The organism is Alteromonas sp. ABH2_165 (assembly GCF_056159945.1).
Genome location: NZ_JBSWWF010000004.1, coordinates 217928 through 233211, shown reverse-complemented (window position 1 = coordinate 233211; position 15284 = coordinate 217928). Strand labels below are relative to the sequence as shown.

At 48.0% G+C, this 15284-nt stretch carries 16 protein-coding genes; 10 read left to right on the top strand and 6 right to left on the bottom strand.

The window, feature by feature from the left end:
• Window positions 1-216: 216 nt before the first annotated feature.
• From ACXAFQ_RS09995 to ACXAFQ_RS09985, 3 genes are all read right to left on the bottom strand, one after another.
• A complete protein-coding gene (locus ACXAFQ_RS09995) occupies window positions 217-2409 on the bottom strand; it encodes a bifunctional rhamnulose-1-phosphate aldolase/short-chain dehydrogenase (RefSeq protein ID WP_474820966.1) in 2193 nt (730 codons plus the stop codon).
• A 241-nt stretch (window positions 2410-2650) separates the two neighbouring features.
• Entirely contained in the window at window positions 2651-3190 is a 540-nt protein-coding gene (locus ACXAFQ_RS09990; protein ID WP_474820962.1) for a DUF3833 domain-containing protein, read from the bottom strand.
• A complete protein-coding gene (locus ACXAFQ_RS09985; protein WP_474820959.1) occupies window positions 3187-3705 on the bottom strand; it encodes a chalcone isomerase family protein in 519 nt (172 codons plus the stop codon). Before ACXAFQ_RS09985 ends, ACXAFQ_RS09990 begins: the two co-directional genes overlap by 4 nt.
• Before the next feature lie 153 nt (window positions 3706-3858).
• On the opposite strand from ACXAFQ_RS09985, the gene ACXAFQ_RS09980 reads away from it, so the two are divergent.
• The 5 genes from ACXAFQ_RS09980 to mscL all read left to right on the top strand — a co-directional run bounded on the left by ACXAFQ_RS09980 (window position 3859) and on the right by mscL (window position 8396).
• The gene (locus ACXAFQ_RS09980) at window positions 3859-4788 is read left to right on the top strand and encodes a 1-aminocyclopropane-1-carboxylate deaminase/D-cysteine desulfhydrase (protein ID WP_474820957.1); all 930 of its coding nucleotides are present in this window, start codon (window positions 3859-3861) and stop codon (window positions 4786-4788) included.
• A 124-nt stretch (window positions 4789-4912) separates the two neighbouring features.
• Window positions 4913-5314, top strand: a complete 402-nt coding sequence (locus ACXAFQ_RS09975; RefSeq protein ID WP_070124884.1) for a hypothetical protein — start codon at window positions 4913-4915, stop codon at window positions 5312-5314.
• Window positions 5315-5407: 93 nt separating this feature from the next.
• The gene (locus ACXAFQ_RS09970) at window positions 5408-6610 is read left to right on the top strand and encodes a saccharopine dehydrogenase family protein (RefSeq protein ID WP_474820951.1); all 1203 of its coding nucleotides are present in this window, start codon (window positions 5408-5410) and stop codon (window positions 6608-6610) included.
• 15 nt (window positions 6611-6625) lie between these two features.
• Window positions 6626-7756, top strand: a complete 1131-nt coding sequence (gene nspC, locus ACXAFQ_RS09965; protein WP_474820948.1) for a carboxynorspermidine decarboxylase — start codon at window positions 6626-6628, stop codon at window positions 7754-7756.
• Between the two features lie 214 nt (window positions 7757-7970).
• Entirely contained in the window at window positions 7971-8396 is a 426-nt protein-coding gene (gene mscL / locus ACXAFQ_RS09960; protein WP_474820946.1) for a large conductance mechanosensitive channel protein MscL, read from the top strand.
• 80 nt (window positions 8397-8476) lie between these two features.
• Here the strand turns inward: mscL and ACXAFQ_RS09955 are convergent, their stop codons facing one another.
• Together ACXAFQ_RS09955 and rsmI are read right to left on the bottom strand one after the other, a co-directional pair.
• Window positions 8477-8743: a hypothetical protein gene (locus ACXAFQ_RS09955; RefSeq protein WP_070124877.1), complete on the bottom strand. Its 267-nt coding sequence runs from the start codon at window positions 8741-8743 to the stop codon at window positions 8477-8479.
• A gap of 98 nt (window positions 8744-8841) precedes the next feature.
• Window positions 8842-9690 carry a 16S rRNA (cytidine(1402)-2'-O)-methyltransferase gene (rsmI, locus tag ACXAFQ_RS09950; protein WP_474820939.1) on the bottom strand — a complete coding sequence of 283 codons (849 nt, stop codon included), beginning with the start codon at window positions 9688-9690 and terminating at the stop codon, window positions 8842-8844.
• A 218-nt stretch (window positions 9691-9908) separates the two neighbouring features.
• Here rsmI and ACXAFQ_RS09945 point away from each other — a divergent pair, with 218 nt between their 5' ends.
• From ACXAFQ_RS09945 to ACXAFQ_RS09930, 4 genes are read left to right on the top strand one after another with little or no spacing between them, the layout of a single operon-like run.
• Complete coding sequence (locus ACXAFQ_RS09945; RefSeq protein ID WP_474820935.1) at window positions 9909-11918, top strand: penicillin-binding protein activator; 2010 nt, start codon at window positions 9909-9911, stop codon at window positions 11916-11918.
• A gap of 3 nt (window positions 11919-11921) precedes the next feature.
• A complete protein-coding gene (locus ACXAFQ_RS09940) occupies window positions 11922-12266 on the top strand; it encodes a YraN family protein (RefSeq protein ID WP_474820931.1) in 345 nt (114 codons plus the stop codon).
• Window positions 12267-12316: 50 nt separating this feature from the next.
• Complete coding sequence (locus ACXAFQ_RS09935; protein WP_070124870.1) at window positions 12317-12916, top strand: phosphoheptose isomerase; 600 nt, start codon at window positions 12317-12319, stop codon at window positions 12914-12916.
• Window positions 12916-13503, top strand: a complete 588-nt coding sequence (locus ACXAFQ_RS09930; RefSeq protein ID WP_474820926.1) for a BON domain-containing protein — start codon at window positions 12916-12918, stop codon at window positions 13501-13503. Before ACXAFQ_RS09935 ends, ACXAFQ_RS09930 begins: the two co-directional genes overlap by 1 nt.
• Window positions 13504-13611: 108 nt before the next feature.
• Here the strand turns inward: ACXAFQ_RS09930 and ACXAFQ_RS09925 are convergent, their stop codons facing one another.
• Window positions 13612-14247, bottom strand: a complete 636-nt coding sequence (locus ACXAFQ_RS09925) for an RpiB/LacA/LacB family sugar-phosphate isomerase (RefSeq protein ID WP_474820922.1) — start codon at window positions 14245-14247, stop codon at window positions 13612-13614.
• A gap of 255 nt (window positions 14248-14502) precedes the next feature.
• On the opposite strand from ACXAFQ_RS09925, the gene ACXAFQ_RS09920 reads away from it, so the two are divergent.
• Window positions 14503-15276 (top strand): IclR family transcriptional regulator, encoded by a 774-nt coding sequence (locus tag ACXAFQ_RS09920; protein WP_474820919.1) that lies wholly within the window; start codon window positions 14503-14505, stop codon window positions 15274-15276.
• The last annotated feature ends 8 nt before the right edge of the window (window positions 15277-15284 follow it).

Genomic DNA, 15284 nt, shown 5'->3' with positions numbered 1-15284 from the left:
TTAGTGGCCAGCGAAGACAGGCAAGACCGTTGCATATCTATGAGTTTATAGTTGTCAGTATATTTGGAATACGCCTATAAAAGCCAGGTAAAGCAATTGGAAGGTTTCAAGCCTCGCCATCCTGTTCAGGTTCTGCTGCACCACCTGAGCTAAAAAATAATGCATGGCCAAACCGGTACAGTTTAAGGCCATGCATCTCCTCTCTTTATCTACAGATTACCTTAAAAACGCCTCGTGTAATCCGCCGTCCACGCTGATAACTTGCCCGGTTGTTTTACTTAACTGGCCGGAAATAAGCAGGTAAGCCGCCTCAGCCTGATCATCAGGTGTAATGGGTAATTTAGTCAGCGTCCGCTGTGCATAAAAATCAGCGAGTTTATTGCGCAGCGACTCTGTGCTTTCTGTCTCATCAAACCCGATATCATATTTGCTCAGCGAAGAGATCACCCGCTCCCTTGGAAACATACTGCTTCCCTGCACCACGGTAGCCGGCGCAAGGGCATTCACGTTCACCAGCGGAGAAAGTGTTACCGCTAATTCCCTGACCAGATGATTAGCCGCCGCCTTGCTGGTGTCATAAGCGATGGAACCTTTTTTCGATACTGCAGCATTAACACTGGTTGTCAGCACTAACGCGCCCTTCAGCCCCTGTTTAGCCCACACATTCTGAGCCTCTGAACCAACGATATAACCGCCTTTCACATTTACGTTGAAGCTGAGGTCGAAAATCTGGTCGTTAGCCAGTAAATCAGCGCCTTCGGCTTTAAATACGCCCGCAGTTACGATGATTTTATCAATACCGCCATACGCCATTATCACGTTTGAAAGCATTGCTTTAACTGACTCTCTGTTGGTAATGTCTACTTCAAGTGCAATAGCGGGCCCGCAGCCTGAAATCCCTGTTCCCGCAACACCAATGCCCTGTCCAAGCTTAGCGGTCAGTTCATTTGCTGTCTGCTTAGCATTTTCTGCACGAAGGTCGGCACAAACCACGTGCGCGCCTTCGGCTGCTACGCGATGGGCTGTCGCTTTACCAATGCCGTCACCGGCACCAATCACCACCACGATATCTCTTGCTAAAGGCTTCTCTTTGGGCATGCGCTGAAGCTTCGCTTCTTCTAACGCCCAATACTCAATGTCGAATGCTTCCTGGGGAGGGAGCCCCTGGTATTCAGAAATCGCTTCAGCACCTCGCATGACTTCTACTGCGCAGTTATAAAACTCAGCGGTTACGCGGGATTCACTTTTATTCTTACCCCATGCAATCATACCAACGCCCGGAATAAGCACCACCGTTGGACTTGGATCACGCATAGCGGGAGAGCCTTCGCGCTTACAGGCATTGTAGTAGTCAGCGTAATCCTGCTGATACGCCTTGAGTCCCGCTTTGAATTTCTCTATTAAACTGTCAACGTTCTCTGTCTGCGGATCGAAATCAACAAACAAGGGTTTAATTTTGGTTCGCAGAAAATGATCAGGACAAGAAGTGCCCATACTCGCTAAACGTGATGCATCGTGACTATTCACAAACCGTAAAATCGTACTGTCAGCCTGCACGGTAGCGATAAATTTCTTCTCTTTTGAGATAAGCCCACGGGCTACGGGTAAAAAGTCAGAGAGTAAATCTGCACGTTCCTGTTCGGAGAGAGACTGGTATTTTTCGCCGCCGAACGTTAATTCACCCTTATCATGCTCTTCAATAAACCGGGCTGCCCGTTCCGCGATACTCAGAGAAAGGTCGTAACAGGCTTTACTTTCGTTTGCCCAGTTTATGTGCCCGTGCTGACCCATCAAAACACCGTCAATTCCCGGATTTGCCTCGTAAGTCTTTTTCAATAGCAGAGCCGCTTCCCATCCCGGACGGATCCACGGCATGTAAGCAAGTTTGCCTCCCCATATCGTTTCAGTGAGTGCAACCTGGTCTTTACAGGTGGCTACAGCGATAACCGCATTTGAATGCATATGATCGACATGCTTTTCATCAATCATAAAATGGAGAGGCGTATCAATAGACGAGGCCCTTGGATTTAAATTGAAAACACAGTGTGGGAACATGCCAACCATGCGGTCTTCGCCTTTCTCTTTGTAGCCTTTGTCTTCGAAAGATTGATAGACATTATTCAGCGAATTGAGCTTCTCCTGATAAAGGGTCGCGAAGTTTTCTTTCACCGAAGTTCGCAAGTCACCGCCGGAACCTTTCACCCATAGTACTTCAACTTCGGTACCAGTTAGCGGGTCTTTATCCATGATTTTTGCCGATGTGTTCCCCCCACCCGTATTGGTTATACGAAGATCAGAACCCAAAATATTAGAGCGGTAAATTAAGTTCTCCACCGCATCTAAATTATTCACTTCTTCGTCATTCCAAAGATAATCGACATGCATGAATTCTTCTGGCTTATAAATCATCTGAACGCTCCTGTAATTGATATCAATTGAATAAAACTGAAACAAAAAACCAATATCAATCAAATTCAATCATCTATAGATATAAAAAATGCCTTCCTCCAATGAAGGAAAGCCATACAGAGCATTCTACATAAAACAAACGTTATAACATAACACTTATTTTCATTTAACTAGTTAAGGTTACATATTGAAACTGCAGACGCACAATTTATTTACAGACCCATATTTCAGGGGAATCAAATCATTGCTTCTGCATAAATATGGTCACTTCCGCCATGGTTATACCAAACTTCTTTATGTAAGAACGGTTCATCATGGTGTCTTCAGATATGCCAAAAAACCAGTCGTCAAAGGCGACTTCATAAGTGGTATCATCAACGGGTAAATCCATGGAATAAGCGAAGTTAAAAGCATTGCCGTAACTGGTGCCTTCTGCAGTTCCCAGAATATCGCCCGCTTCACCAGCAAATGTATTATTTCCGGTAGGGGTAATGCGCCAGGTTCGGTTTTTCACACCGTCGCCTAACTGATAGTTAAAAGACTCGTCCAATATCAGCGTTTCACCATCCTGACGGGCATCAATATCAACAATAAATCGTTGCACCACCTCACCAGAACGGTTCTGCACAATGCCCCAAGCTTTCACTTTGCCGTCGAAAAAATCATACAGATCAAATTTTGGCTGCTGATTGGTGTACGCATCACTTTGCACTGAGCCCGCACAACCCGTCAGACTTCCCACCAACAAGGCTGCTGCAGCTAACATCGCAAAATTTTTCATTCTTTTTCTCCCAGTAATTGTTCTCGCATTTCCGGTTCAGAGGTACTTTCAGACAGCCAGATACCAAAAAAGGCGCGGGTAAATGCAGGATCGTCTACGTTGCCTATAGCCTCGCCATTAAAGAAGAAGCGGGTATGTCTATCCTCATTGACTTCACCCATGAGTGTGTCGCCGTCTGATACATCCGGGAAGATGGCGGTCATCGTAGACTGCCATTCAGCCAACTTGTCTTCGTCTTTCAATCCCTGCTTGCGCATCTCTTTTGCCGATCGTTCAGCAATGTCACGCCCACCCAAGTCGCGCAGATATGTCAGCTTTAGCGCGAAGGGTTTGTCCTCGGCCCATTTACCGTTTGGCGCGTAGAGCACGGCATCGTACACATCCCAAAAGAGGTAAGTCAGCCTGGCTTTCCCCACCCTGTTGCTCTCGGTGGAGAGTCGTTCAGCATCTGCTAAAACAGGCGCAGCATAAGTAAGGCTTAACAGTAGATGCGCGACAACATTGAGCTTAGGCATGGCGTACTCCTTTCTTATTTAATGTTTACAGGCTTTACGAAGGGCGTGATCATTCATTAACATCTGTTAATGTAGTCTGCTTACCGATATCTGCCACGGTCGGTGGTTGGCGGCCGCAATCCTATTTAGTGCGGCCAATGAATCAGGAGCGTTATGCAAGACAAAGTCGTCGTTTCAGACACTCAGCTTTCAGAAGTTGCCGAAAAAATGTTGGCGCTGACCACGCCAAGCCCACTTACCGACTTCAAACCAGACTGGCCAGGCGCTGAATTTGTCAGCATGCAAATAAAACGGGATGATCTTATACACCCGATTATTTCTGGAAATAAGTGGCGCAAACTAAAACATACCCTGAATGCCCTACCCGGCAGTTGTCGACACATCATCAGTTTTGGTGGCGGCTTTTCTAATCATCTTCATGCCTGCGGTTATTTATGCATGAAATTGGGTATTCACTTCACGGCACTGGTTCGCGGCGATTACACAGCCAATCCCACGCCGATGTTACGCGACTTAGCCTCGTGGCAAGCCGACATTCAGTACTTGGATAAGGCCACGTATTCCAAACGAACCGACCCTATTTGGCTGGAAAACTTGCAAAAACAGTATCCTGAGTCTGTACTTATTCCTGAAGGCGGCAGTCAGGCTCATGCGCTTAAAGGGGTGGCAGAGCTGTTAGAAGAAGACAACAGCGCGTGTGACCATATTGTGGTCCCTGTTGGCAGTGGCGCCACCCTGGCCGGTTTGATTGGCGCAAAAAGTCCTCCGGTTTCAGTCACCGGCATTGCCGTTTTAAAAGGCGAAGGCTATCTTGAGTCGCTGGTGCAAGCGTTACTACCAGCAACGGGGCAACAACACCCATGGCAAATTCTGCATGACTATCATCAGGGTGGTTACGGTAAGCGAAACGCTGCACTGACAAGCTTTTGTGATGATGTGACACAGCAGTACAATGTGCCGGTTGAGCCTGTTTATTCTGGTAAATTATTGTTCGCGATCAAAGATTTGCTCGAAAAGCGATTTTTCCCCGATGGCACAAGGCTGAGAATCGTGCATACTGGTGGTCTTCAAGGAGCAAGATAATTTGATCTGTCGGTGTAAGAATTACGTTCTAAGCCATGTAAACCTTACAGTTTTTCACTGCACCAGGTTGCCTTTTTCAGGAACAGCCACTCGCGCGTTCCACACGCTATAAAGGAGAGCCACATTGATAAATAATCCGCAGCAGCTGCCTGAACCTCTGCAATTGCTGGTAAACCGTTCCCTCCAGTTATGTGAACTGATGTTGCCGCACTGCAGTGCCCTTTATCCGTTTGCTGCTATTTATGAAGACGGACGCGTGGGTTGCTTGTTTGCCGATGATCGATGCCACGGCGAAAATGAAAGTTATCTCATCGAGCAATTACAGTGGCGTATTATCGACACCACTACCGATACGGAAAGTTACAGTGTGCTGGTGTACGCAGCCACGGTGACAACCGACAGACATAAGCAGTTGAATGCGATTGCCATCAATGCAGGGCATCCAAATGGCGATGAAACCATGCTACTCTACCCCTACTTTCGTGTGGGGAAAAAAATCGTTGTCTCCCCTCCAATTCCAGGCTGAAAAAATGCTGCCAGCAGGCTAACTTTGCTTGCCAAAAAGTTGATGTCTGCTAGCATTCAGCGCAAATTTACCTAACGTCACGGAAACAAGAATATGTCTCGCGTTTTAATTATTGGTGCTGGCGGCGTCGCTGCTGTAACCGTTAAAAAATGTGCCCGTCTGCCTGAATATTTTGACGAAATTTATCTGGCCAGCCGTACCGTTTCGAAATGCGAAGCGCTGCAAAACGAAGTTGGCGCTGATCGTGTTAAGGGTGTCTTTGCAGTAGACGCTGACGATGCAGCTGAAGTAGAAAAGCTGATCAATGAAGTTAAGCCTGATTTGGTGGTAAACCTGGCACTGCCTTACCAGGATCTGCCTATCATGGACGCCTGTCTGGCAACTAAAACTGATTATTTGGATACCGCCAACTACGAGCCAAAAGATGTGGCTAAGTTTGAGTACAGCTGGCAGTGGGCGTATCAGGACAAGTTTAAAGATGCTGGCATCATGGCACTGCTGGGTTCCGGTTTTGATCCGGGTGTAACTAACGTTTACACGGCATATGCGGCTAAGCACCACTTCGACGAAATCCACTATCTGGATATCGTTGACTGTAACGGCGGTGATCACGGTCAGGCGTTCGCGACGAACTTCAACCCTGAAATCAATATCCGTGAAATCACCCAGCGCGGTAAGTTCTTCGAAGGCGGCGAGTGGAAAGAAACTGATCCACTGAGCGTACGTGAAGATCTGGACTACCAGAACATTGGTGTACGTGCTTCTTACCTGATGTTCCACGAAGAGCTGGAATCTATCGTTAAACACTTCCCTACCCTGAAGCGTGCCCGTTTCTGGATGACTTTTGGCGATGCCTACCTGAACCACCTGCGTGTGCTGGAAGGTATCGGTATGACCAGCATCGAACCGGTTGAATTCCAGGGCCAGAAAATAGTGCCTCTTGAGTTCTTAAAAGCGGTTCTGCCTAACCCGGGCTCACTGGCTGAAGGCTACACCGGCATGACCTGTATCGGTACCTACATTACCGGTATTAAAGACGGCAAAGAAAAGACTATCTTCATCTACAACAACTGTGACCACGCAGTATGTAATGAAGAAGTGGGCGCACAAGCCGTGTCTTACACCACCGGTGTACCCGCCATGATTGGTGCCATGATGATGCTTCAGGGTAAATGGCATAAGCCTGGCGTATGGAACATGGAACAGTTCGATCCGGATCCGTTCATGGACGAGCTGAACAAGCACGGCCTGCCTTGGCACGTGATTGAATGTGACGAAAGCCCGTTCAAAAAGTAATTCGGAGTATTTGCGTTGACTGATTTAACTCAGCGATCTGATGTGCCTTCTCCCGCATATGTGCTGGAAGAAGCGAAGCTCATCCGCAATCTTGAGCTGATGAAACGCGTGCAAGACGAGTCTGGGGCAAGAATTATTCTTGCCCTTAAAGGCTTCTCTATGTGGTCGAGTTTCGACATCATCAAACCTTATCTTCACGGTGCCACAGCCAGCTCTGTCTGGGAAGCCAAGCTTGCCGCTGAAATGGGTAAAGAGGTGCATGCGTTCTCGCCTGCTTATAAAAAAGCGGACATGGCTGAGCTGAAAAAGCTGGTCAACCATATCTCGTTTAACAGCTTGAATCAGTGGCAAACCTACAAAGATGACTTGTTCAATGTGTCCAAAGGCATTCGTATTAATCCTGAACACCAGGAAGCGGAAACCCCGCTGTACGATCCGGCGGCGCCAGGTTCCCGTCTAGGTATTCGCGTTTCAGAGCTTGAAGGTGTGGATTTAACTGGTATTGAAGGCTTCCACTGTCACAACCTGTGTGAGTGTGATTCTTTCGCTACCGAGCGCACCCTGCTGGCTATCGAAAAGCGTTTTGCCAAATGGCTGCCTACGCTGAAATGGCTGAACTTAGGTGGTGGTCACCTGATGACGCGGGAAGGTTACGATGTGGATCATCTGATCAAAACACTGAAAGACTTCAAAGCTCGTCATCCGAATCTAGATGTCATTCTTGAGCCGGGCTCAGCGGTGGCATGGCAGACTGGTCCGTTAATCGCGGAAGTGGTAGATATTGTTGAGAACGAAGGCAAGATTGCCATTCTTGATATTTCCGCTACAGCGCATATGCCTGACGTACTGGAAATGCCTTACCGTCCGGCAATTCGCGGTGCAGCAATGCCTGGCGAGAAGACGTATGACTATCGCTTAGGTGGCAATTCCTGCTTGGCAGGTGATGTTATCGATACCTATTCTTTCGATAAGCCTCTAGAAATCGGCGACCGTCTGCAGTTTGAAGATATGATTCACTACACCATGGTAAAAACCACGTTTTTCAATGGTGTGGAGCATCCATCAATTTGCATTCTGCGGAAAGACGATAAGCTGGACGTGATTCGTCAGTTTACCTACGAAGACTTTAAAGGTCGTCTGTCTTAAAACAGGCTGTCAGGAAACTCTGCAAAAGCGCCTCCTTGGCGCTTTTCTTTTATCCAACTCTAACATCTTTCATACCAACGCCTATACATCATTCTGTGAACCGCCGAATTTCCAACGCTCAACCTTTATCTTAACGGCACGTTGAACTTCTCTATTTCTGGCAATGTATAAACCGCAACGCATCTAAACAACTTTTTGGATTTTCGGAGCAGTAATGTGGAAAGACTTTAAAAGCTTCATTGCCAGAGGCAATGTGCTGGACTTGGCTGTGGGTATTATCATTGGTGCCGCCTTTACAACCATCGTTAAGTCGCTGGTAGACGATATTTTGATGCCGATCATCGGCCTGTTCACCAAAAATGTGAATTTTTCAGATCTTTACCTGAATTTATCCGGTGGCGAATATGCCACGTTAGAAGCCGCGAAAGCCGCCGGGGCAGTAACCGTAAATTATGGTTTGTTCATTAATGCCGTGATCAACTTTCTTATTGTGGCGGCGGTGGTTTTTATGATGGTGAGAACGCTTAACAGGCTGAAAGAAAAAGCCGAAGACCCAAAAGATACCAGTATCAAAACCCCTCAGGATATAAAACTACTTCAGGAAATTCGCGACGCATTGGTAGAGCGCAAAGCTCCCTGAGTCATAGCGACAGGAAAACCAAAACTCTCCCGTCGATATTTATTGGCCTGTCAGGGCAGTTCGGCGGAATAATTCGCCAACTAAATGACTGTACTGCCACGACAAATACCGGTATCCCCTACCGTGTCATCTAGCAACAATTCGCCGTCGAGATAGATTTTGAATTCTGTGCCTTCAGGGGCACTGATACTGTATTCCAATGCATACATGTGCTCTTCGTGCACATGCACCGTGGCTTCCTTTTTAGGGTAAACAAGGTCGTAAATACCGTTGTCGTTGCGCTCAGCAACCACATCCAACATCCAGGTACCTTTTGCGATTTCGATTGATAACACCCTTTCGATCATGGTCGTTCCTTATCTTCGCTGCCGCCTGGTTAAAATGACGGCGGCCTTACCGAATTGCGGCAATGTCTGCCCGTGCGACTATTCTACGCCTGATGTTTTCAATGTTGGCTGTCATCCATATCAAGACCAGCCTGATACAACGCATTTTTCTTAAGATTATAGTGTTCTGCTACAATCGCAGCAGCCTTCTTCAGCGGCAATACAGGCTTCAGTGAACTGAGCAATGCCAGAGCTTCCGGCGGTAACTCCCGAGGCACGTCTTCAACGCCACTGATCATCAACACAAACTCGCCTTTTTGACGCACGGGGTCAGCTTCGAGCCATTCTGCCACCGATGCAGCCGAGCCATCTACGTAAGTTTCAAAGGTTTTCGTCAGCTCTTTGGCCAGAACAATATGACGCTCGTTCCCCAACGTTTTCTTCACATCGTTGATAGTATCGAGCACCCGGCGCGGCGCTTCATAGTAAACGGTGGTAAATGTACGTTCTTTCAAAGTTTCCAGCACCTGTGAACGAGGCCCGGTTTTCGGCGGCAGAAAGCCTTCAAACATAAAGCGGTCGGTGGGCAAACCCGATGCACTGAGCGCTGTAATGGCCGCACAGGGGCCAGGAAGTGCAATCACATTGATCCCCTCCTCCCGACAACGACGCACCAGTACGAAGCCCGGGTCGCTAATAAGCGGCGTGCCGGCATCACTAACCAGTGCAACCGATTCCCCTTCTTTCAAACGCTGACATAGCATGGCTGTGCGCTTGTCTTCATTGTGCTCGTGCAATGACAGGGTGCGGGTAGAAATAGTGAAATGCTGCAGTAATTTGTGCGTATGACGGGTATCTTCTGCCGCAATCCAATTCACTGATTTCAGTGTTTCCAGCGCACGGGGCGAAATGTCATCAAGATTACCAATTGGGGTAGGCACAATATAAAGCGTTGCAGATTCGATCATAGCGCGAGCTCACAGAATAAACATTAGATTGGCTGCCCTGTTTCGAAGCTAAGACATCGATACAGTGAACAAACACTTAGGTTGTGTTTAAACAGCGGGGCCACCAGAGATTAGGGGGATGATTGTACCATGTCATAAGGCCAGTTTATTCATGCAAACGTAGATTTTCTGCCTGTTTCCGTTAAACTGACCCGGTATCCAGGTAGAAGGAATTCTCGGTGAATTTGTCCGCAAGCTGTCTTCGTATCCCCCAACTTTCTCTCATTGCCAGCGCACTGTTCTTTGCAGGCTGTGGAAGTGCTCCAGGCCCGAAACAAACCCGGGCGCCGGTGAAAAGTGTTATCGATAAACCCGCCGTTGACGTAGAGGTCACACCGGCGCAATTACTTACCGATGCGCAAAGTGTGTGGTTAAACGAGCGCGATACTGAACAGCGCAATGCGCTATTGCTAGCCGCAGTTGGGCTTTATCTCGATGAAGGGCAGTTTAATAAAGCGCAACAAATCCTGCTTTCTCTTAAGCAAAGTCCTTTATCTGAAGAACACAGCATTCTCACTAACTTGTATACCGCCAAGGCTTACATGGCGCAGCCTAGCGTGACAGAATCTGAACTGCTAGCACTGCTCCAACCGCTGTCTGGCGATCAAGCTGTGCGTCAGCAACAGCAAGAGTTGAAATCGCAGTTGTATGCGCAACAGCATCAATGGCTGGCTGCGGCTGATGCCCTCATCGACAGTCGCGAAGCCGACGAAGAGTTGGTGTCTCAGGTGTGGCAGTGGGTAAATGCAGCTTCAGACAAAGAACGTGCCGCTGCAGAAGCCCGATTTTCCAGCCTCCGACCATATTTAGCACTGTATGATTTAGCTGAACAGGAAGGCCTGAATGCTGCCGCTCTTAACCGTTCCTTAGCGCAATTCAGCCGGGTATTTCGGGGACATCCCCTGGTTCAGTTCCTGCCAGCAGAAATTTTGGCTGCCACCCAGGCAACTGTCACAGCACCACAAGAAGTTGTGGTTCTGCTCCCCCTTAGCGGCAAACTTGCTGCCACTGGCACCACCGTAAAAGAGGGCTTACTGTCGGCCTATTATCAGCAAAGCAACGACAACGAATCCCGTCGCGCGCCGGTAAAATTGCATTTCGTTGATACCGTAAACAAATCCGCTGACGACCTCTTAGCTGCTGTAGCAGGTTATCGCTGGGTAATTGGCCCCCTGCTAAAAGAAAACGTGGATGCCATCATTAACCGAGTCTCACCTGAAACCTACATGCTGGCATTGAACCGCGCAGAATTCCCTACCGACTCAGTAACGCCACCAGCCACCAATTCTGTGCTGGAGAGCAGCAATGTTCCTGTATTGGCAGATATTACTCTGCAAGCAGAACAAAGCTTGAATACGCTGGCACAGGCTAAAGCAAAACATGCCTTTTTCGCCCTCGCGCCAGAAGACGAAGCCGGACAACTGGCGGATTACATTTATCAAAATGGCTATAAAACGCCAATCGTGGTGTCGGCACAAAATAGTGTAAACCAACGAATGAAAAGCGCGTTTACCGCCCGTTGGCAAATGCTGAATGACAATGTCGCCCGCAATAAAAAAGTGAAGTTAACCACGGTTGATTTCACCGATAGTAACAGTCTACGGGAAGGCATTACTGCCTCGTTGGATGTGGCGCAAAGTCGCGACCGCATCAAGCAAATCGAATACATGGTGAACGAGAAATTGTATAACGTGCCCCGGAATCGCCGGGACGTTGATGCCATCATCGTTTTTGCTTCGCCAGAGCAAACCGAGTTGCTTAACCCCATGGTGGAAGCCAGCCTGAGCCCGTTCAATGGCCAAACGGTTCCCGTGTTCGCCACGTCACGCTCTATCGAATACGATGACAGCAAAAACCAATGGCGCGATCTACAAAACGTACGCTTCCTCGATATGCCCTGGATGATGCCGCAAAGTCAGTGGCAGGATTTACGATCACAATCTCAGGCATTATGGCCTCAACGTAGTACTAATATGTCGCGACTGTTTGCATTTGGTGTTGATGCCTACAACCTCCTCCCCCACGTGCCAAGTATGATGACATTGCCGCAAACTAAAGTTGATGGCCTTAGTGGTACCATGCGAATTAACGCAAAAGGTGAAGTTATTCGCACGCTGCCCCAGGCCATTATCGATAATCAGGCAGTGAAATTACTCTCTGAAGACGGATCAATTTCTGCCGGACGCTAACCTATGGCGGCAACCACCCAAATTGGTCAGCTAGGTGAACAAAAGGCCCGACAATATCTTGAAGATCAGGGCCTTTCGTTTATCTGCGCAAACTATTCCGCAAAAACCGGTGAACTTGACCTTGTAATGCAAGACAATGAAACTATTGTTTGTATCGAGGTGAAGTACCGCGATGATGATGCTTATGGCAGCGCCGTCGACTTCGTTACCCCATCTAAATTACGAAAAGTAAAACGCACCTTTGAACATTATTTACTGTCTCGGGGTCTTAACCCAATTCACACACTCATGCGAGTGGATGTGGTAGCATTAGATGGTAACAAGCTGAACTGGCTGAAAAATGTGTAAGGCGCTAGCCGCCCATCAGGCAAGCAGAGACGTAACCTAAGTAAAATAATATGATAGAAAAAATAAAAGCGAATTTTACCGAAAGTATTCAAACGAAGATTTCTGCCATCGAGATCCTGCCTGAAGCCATAGAAAAAGCAGCGTACATGATGGTGGAAGCGCTTATTCGTGGCAATAAAATTCTTACTTGCGGCAACGGTGGCTCAGCCAGCGACGCCCAGCGCTTCTCTTCAGAAATGCTCAATCGCTTTGAGCGTGACCGTCCAAGTTTGCCGGCTATTGCACTTAGTACCGACACCTCAACATTGACTGCCATTGCCAACGACACCGCCTTCGACGAAGTGTTTGCCAAACAGGTACGGGCACTGGGTCAACCTGGGGATATCTTGCTGGCTATTTCCAGCAGCGGCAATGCCAGAAATGTGATTGCAGCAGTGGAGGCAGCGCTTTCAAGAGATATGACGATAGTCGTGCTTACCGGCCGGGATGGCGGAGAAATTGCGGGTTTCTTGAGTGAGCACGATGTAGAAATTCGTGTACCGTCTAACCGCACGGCGCGAATTCAGGAAGTTCATCTACTTGCCATTCACAATTTATGTGAATGCATTGATGATATGTTATTCCCTGCAGACCATGGAGACGAACATTAATGTGGTGTAGTACAAGGAAAGCACTCTGTGCGGTAACCGCACTTACTCTGTTATCAGGCACACAAGGCTGTGCCGTAGTGGCCGTCGGTGCTGCCGGTGCATTAACGGCCAAGGTTGCCAACGACCGACGCACGGTAGGCACCCAGCTTGATGATCAGACAGCCGAAGGCCAAGTGTCTTATCAGTGGTCGAAAAGCGATGCGCTGAAAAAGAGTACAAACCTGCAGATTGATATCTACAACGGTGTTGCGCTGGTAACAGGCCAGGCGCCAAGCCAAAGTCTTATCGATGAAGCGATTGCCGGCGTGGAACAAATTGAGTACGTGCAGAAGATCCACAACCAGATCCGCCTGCAAATGCCTATTGAAGCCTCAACCCAGGCCAACGATATTTGGCTGGCATCAAAGGTCAAAACCAAATTACTGGCTGACGAACGCGTCCCTTCGCTACAGGTTCGGGTTATTGTACAAAATAGCGAAGTGTTTTTAATGGGTCGTGTAACTAACCAGGAAGGCACGTATGCGGTAGAGATTGCCCGTAACGTCAGTGGTGTTCAGCGGGTCATTCGTGCGTTTGAAATTATGTAATTAAGGGGCCTGTCGCCCGCTTTATTTCGCACCAATTGCGTTCTATCGCACAAAAAAATGCCGACATCGCGGTCGGCATTTTTAATGGTTTCATTTGCGCTTAATGCGTTAGCTTATCCAGCTTTTTACCAGTGCACTTAACTCTTCAGACTGGCTATTCGAAAAGAAACATTCCTGGAATTGCGCTCCGCCAACTGCTTGCTTAACCAAATCTTCAGGGAGTGCCTTCAGCGCTTCCACAATAGGTTTGTTCGTTGCAGCTTTTACATCGTTAAGAATAACCGCATTGGCATTTTGCGATTCGCGGCGCTCTGGCGGGTAACCCAGACCGGTTTCGCCGGTGAAGGCCTTTTCAAAAATATAGCGTACGTTCAGTTCCGCGCCCCAGCCAAACCCTTTGGCAAACGGCAGCGCCAGCGCATTACCGTCGTTAATTTGGGCAAACAGATACGCATCTGCAGGGTCGATGCAGTAACCACAGACCACACCAGGGTAGGCATTCAGGGACATCAGCGCGCCCTGACCTGTACCGCAACCCGACACAACAAAATCTACTGCTTTACTGTTTAGCAGCAACGCAGAAATAATGCCCAGATGAATGTAAGTAAGACGATGGTCATCATCATTTTTCATACCTACGTTAAAAATCTCGTGACCCTGTTGTTGACCAACGGCTTCAAGTTGCTCAAGTACCACAGCATTTTTCGATGCCTGGCTAAATTCGTTCATTAATGCAATGCGCATGGGGTGTTCATCTCCATTTCAGGTTATGGCAGAAATGTTGGCGACTATCAGTTACAAAGTAAACGATACACATCTGGTTTCGGGATTTCGTTTCATATATGAAAAAATTGGCGAATAGGTATGCAATTAAAAACTTCTCGGTTAGCAGGAAGGCGGGTGTACAATGCAGGCTCAGGAAACAGCTATCATAACAACCGGCACGATTTTTTCTCTTTTTCAGCGTTTCTCGTGTCGTGATTGTAAAAAAGGAATTTTATGGACAAATACCTGATCCCCAGTGTTACTCACGCCTGTGAAATCTTCAGACTGCTGGCATCCGTGCCTGCTGGCCTAAGCATGCATGAACTAGAGCTAGCCATGGACCTCCCCCGCACAACATTGTTCCGGTTACTCAGAACCCTGTGCCACGAGCAAATGCTGGAAAAAAAAGGTAAAAAATACCTGTGCGGAAATGAACTAACCCGACTGGGTCTGCATATGATTAATGCTGACCATTTACATCAGGTGGCGGTGCCACATATTCAGCGACTGGCATTAAAAAGCGGACACACGGCGCACCTTGCGGTACCTAATAATGGTAAAATTCTCATTGTAGAAGTGGTAGATAGCCCGAATCCACTCATGGTGTCTAAACGCCCAGGGGGAACGGCGCAAATGCACTGTACCGCCACGGGAAAGGTTTTTCTGGCAAACCTGTTCTTTGATCAGCTCGACGAGATCATCGAACAGAATCCACTGGAAAAACACACAGAATTTACCATCACCGACAAAGCCGGGTTAATAAAAGAACTCAATCGGGTCATTGCGAGTGGTTATGCGGTGGACGAACGAGAACTCAACCCAGAGGTGCGCTGCCTGGCTGCGCCTATCAGGAATAATCAGGGTGTGGTTGTTGCCTCCATTGGCATAACGGCGCCCGCGGTGAGCTTCACTAAATCAGCCATTCCTGCGGTAGCTGAACTCGTAAAAGAGGCGGCAAGAAACATATATAAAGACGCTTATCGACAGCGTCTATCTGAATCAACCTGAATCTAGTT

Bases quoted from the DNA above. Each gene is read 5' to 3' on its own strand.
- ACXAFQ_RS09995 (WP_474820966.1), bottom strand. From the start codon at position 2,409: ATGATTTATAAGCCAGAAGAATTCATGCATGTCGATTATCTTTGGAAT.
- ACXAFQ_RS09990 (WP_474820962.1), bottom strand. From the start codon at position 3,190: ATGAAAAATTTTGCGATGTTAGCTGCAGCAGCCTTGTTGGTGGGAAGT.
- ACXAFQ_RS09985 (WP_474820959.1), bottom strand. From the start codon at position 3,705: ATGCCTAAGCTCAATGTTGTCGCGCATCTACTGTTAAGCCTTACTTAT.
- ACXAFQ_RS09980 (WP_474820957.1), top strand. From the start codon at position 3,859: ATGCAAGACAAAGTCGTCGTTTCAGACACTCAGCTTTCAGAAGTTGCC.
- ACXAFQ_RS09970 (WP_474820951.1), top strand. From the start codon at position 5,408: ATGTCTCGCGTTTTAATTATTGGTGCTGGCGGCGTCGCTGCTGTAACC.
- mscL (WP_474820946.1), top strand. From the start codon at position 7,971: ATGTGGAAAGACTTTAAAAGCTTCATTGCCAGAGGCAATGTGCTGGAC.
- ACXAFQ_RS09955 (WP_070124877.1), bottom strand. From the start codon at position 8,743: ATGATCGAAAGGGTGTTATCAATCGAAATCGCAAAAGGTACCTGGATG.
- rsmI (WP_474820939.1), bottom strand. From the start codon at position 9,690: ATGATCGAATCTGCAACGCTTTATATTGTGCCTACCCCAATTGGTAAT.
- ACXAFQ_RS09940 (WP_474820931.1), top strand. From the start codon at position 11,922: ATGGCGGCAACCACCCAAATTGGTCAGCTAGGTGAACAAAAGGCCCGA.
- ACXAFQ_RS09935 (WP_070124870.1), top strand. From the start codon at position 12,317: ATGATAGAAAAAATAAAAGCGAATTTTACCGAAAGTATTCAAACGAAG.
- ACXAFQ_RS09930 (WP_474820926.1), top strand. From the start codon at position 12,916: ATGTGGTGTAGTACAAGGAAAGCACTCTGTGCGGTAACCGCACTTACT.
- ACXAFQ_RS09925 (WP_474820922.1), bottom strand. From the start codon at position 14,247: ATGCGCATTGCATTAATGAACGAATTTAGCCAGGCATCGAAAAATGCT.
- ACXAFQ_RS09920 (WP_474820919.1), top strand. From the start codon at position 14,503: ATGGACAAATACCTGATCCCCAGTGTTACTCACGCCTGTGAAATCTTC.